Genomic DNA, 2,703 nt, shown 5'->3' with positions numbered 1-2,703 from the left:
TCGGCAATCCGGGCCCGCGTTATGCCGGCAACCGCCACAATGTCGGCTTCATGGCCGTGGACCGCATCTATGCGCGCCACCGTTTCGGTCCCTGGCGGCAGAAATTTCAGGCGGAAATCGCCGAAGGCAGCATCGGCGAAGACCGCGTGCTGCTGATGAAACCGCTGACCTACATGAACGAATCCGGCCGCGCGGTGGGCGAGGCGGCGCGCTTCTACAAGAGCACGCCGGCCGAGGTGGTGGTGTTCCACGACGAACTGGACCTGCCGCCGGGCAAGTTCCGCGCCAAGACCGGCGGCGGCCACGGCGGCCACAACGGCCTGCGGTCCATCACCGCCCAGCTCGGCGAGGACTATCGCCGCATTCGCATCGGCATCGGCCATCCCGGCGCGAAGGAGCTGGTGCACGGCTGGGTGCTGCACGATTTCGGCAAGGCCGATGATGCCTGGCTGGTGCCGCTGCTCGACGCCATGGCCGACGAGGCACCGCTGCTGGCCGCCGGCAAGGACGCCACCTTCGCCAACCGCGTGCACACCCTGCTGGCGCCGCCCAAAGCGGCTGACAAGACGGCGGCCCGGCCGGCGAAAGCCGGCGAAGGCGCACCGGCACCGGCCGGGTCGGCGAAGCCGGCCGCCGCGGCGGGCAAACCGGCACAGGATAAGCCGGCACAGGATAAACCGGCGCCGGGCGGGGCGATGGCGGAAAAGCTGGCGCGGCTTCTCGGCCGCAGGCCATAAGGCCGCGGGCCTGCCGGCGCGGGCCGGGCCGGGCCGAATGGGCCTTGACGGCAACCCGCCCGCTCGCCCAAGAACCGGCGAGCGAATGACCGGCGAGCGAATGACCGGTGGGCGAAGACTGGCGGGCGGAGAACCGCGCGGACGACGCGAACCGCACGGGCAAGGTGAACCGGGCTGCCCGGGCAACGGAATCAGACGGGGGCACGGACCCCGCCGCGGACGGCCTGTGCTGAGGGCAGCACGGCGGGCCGGCCCGGCAGTGAGTGAGAGACGGGTATCATGGGCTTCAAATGCGGTATCGTCGGCCTGCCGAACGTCGGCAAGTCGACCCTGTTCAACGCGCTGACCAAGACGGCGGCGGCGCAGGCGGCCAACTATCCGTTCTGCACCATCGAGCCCAACACCGGCGAAGTGGCGATGCCCGATCCGCGCCTTGCCAGCATTGCCGCCATCGGCAAGTCGGCCCAGATCGTGCCGACGCGCATGACCTTCGTGGATATCGCGGGCCTCGTGCGCGGGGCTTCCAAGGGCGAGGGCCTCGGCAACCAGTTCCTCGCCAACATCCGCGAGGTCGACGCCATCGCCCACGTGCTGCGCTGCTTCGAGGATGGCGACATCACCCATGTCGAAGGTCGCGTCGATCCGGTGGCGGATGCCGAGACGGTTGAAACCGAACTGATGCTTTCCGATCTGGAGAGCCTTGAGCGCCGCGTGGCGCCGCTGCGCAAGCGCGCGGCCAGCGACAAGGATGCCAGGGCGCAGGTGGCCCTGATGGACGCCGTGCTTGAGCTGCTGCGCGAGGGCAAGCCGGCCCGCCTGCTGCAGGTCGATGCGGAAGACCGCAAGGCCTTCCAGATGCTGAACCTGCTCACCTCGAAGCCCGTGCTCTACGTGTGCAACGTGGACGAGGCCTCGGCCGCCACCGGCAACGCGTTCTCCGACAGGGTGGCGGAGAAGGCGAAGGCGGAAGGCGCCGGCGTGGTGGTTGTCTCGGCCGCCATTGAGGCGGAAATCGCCCAGCTTTCGCCGGAGGAGCAGAAGGAATTTCTGGAGACCCTCGGCCTTGAGGAACCGGGTCTCGACCGCGTCATCCGCGCCGGCTACGACCTGCTGGGTCTTGCGACCTACTTCACCGTCGGCCCGAAGGAAACCCGCGCCTGGACCATCCACAAGGGCGACCGGGCTCCGCAGGCGGCCGGCGTGATCCACACGGATTTCGAGAAGGGCTTCATCCGCGCCCAGACCATCGCCTATGACGACTTCATCCGCTTCAACGGCGAGGCCGGGGCCAAGGAAGCCGGCAAGGCGCGCGACGAAGGCAAGGATTATGTGGTGCAGGACGGCGACATCATGCTGTTCCGCTTCTCCAGCTGAGGCCCGGCTGCAGGACGCGTCCGCGCCCCCGGCGCCCCGCCGCGCCGCTTGCCGGCGGGGACGGCCGGTGGCAGACTTCCCGTCATGATCGCACCCCGTTCGTCCTTTCACGAAGGCCACCGGCGCAAGTTCCTCGTCGTCATCGACGACACCCCGGAATGCGACCGTGCCATCGTCTATGCCGCCAAGCGGGCCCAGCGCACCGCGGGCGGCGTGGTGATGCTTTACGTCATCGTGCCGGAGGCCGGCGCGCCGCGCTGGCTGGGCGTGGAAGAAGTGATGCGGGCCGAGGCCTATGGCGCGGCCGACGAGGTGCTGGCCCGCGCCGTGGAACGCGCCCGCCAGATCGCCGGCATCATTCCGGAAACCGCCATCCGCGAGGGCAACCGCGCCGAGGAGATCGTCAACCTCATCGGCGCGGATACCGACATCGCCATTCTCGTTCTGGCTGCGGGCACCGACAGCGAAGGCCCGGGGCCGCTGGTGACCGCCATTGCCGGCCGCGCCGCCGGCACTTTTCCCGTGCCGATCACCATCGTGCCGGGCACGCTGTCGGACGAGGAAATCGTGGCCGGCGCCTGAGGCCGGCACC

The 2,703-nt window shown here is 69.5% G+C and carries 3 protein-coding genes; all 3 read left to right on the top strand.

Going from position 1 to position 2,703, the window contains the following annotated elements; translation table 11 throughout:
• A partial coding sequence (pth, locus tag V7067_RS11300; RefSeq protein WP_334176007.1) for an aminoacyl-tRNA hydrolase occupies positions 1 to 737 on the top strand: 737 nt, incomplete at its 5' end.
• Between the two features lie 279 nt (positions 738 to 1,016).
• Positions 1,017 to 2,111: a redox-regulated ATPase YchF gene (gene ychF / locus V7067_RS11295; protein ID WP_334176006.1), complete on the top strand. Its 1,095-nt coding sequence runs from the start codon at positions 1,017 to 1,019 to the stop codon at positions 2,109 to 2,111.
• A gap of 84 nt (positions 2,112 to 2,195) precedes the next feature.
• Positions 2,196 to 2,693, top strand: a complete 498-nt coding sequence (locus tag V7067_RS11290; RefSeq protein WP_334176005.1) for a universal stress protein — start codon at positions 2,196 to 2,198, stop codon at positions 2,691 to 2,693.
• Positions 2,694 to 2,703 lie beyond the last annotated feature (10 nt).

It is taken from the genome of Pseudoxanthobacter sp. (assembly GCF_036822375.1).
Taxonomy (GTDB): Bacteria; Pseudomonadota; Alphaproteobacteria; order Rhizobiales; family Segnochrobactraceae; genus Pseudoxanthobacter.
Note: the sequence above shows the minus strand (reverse complement) of the source record. Positions and strands in the feature narration are given on the sequence as shown.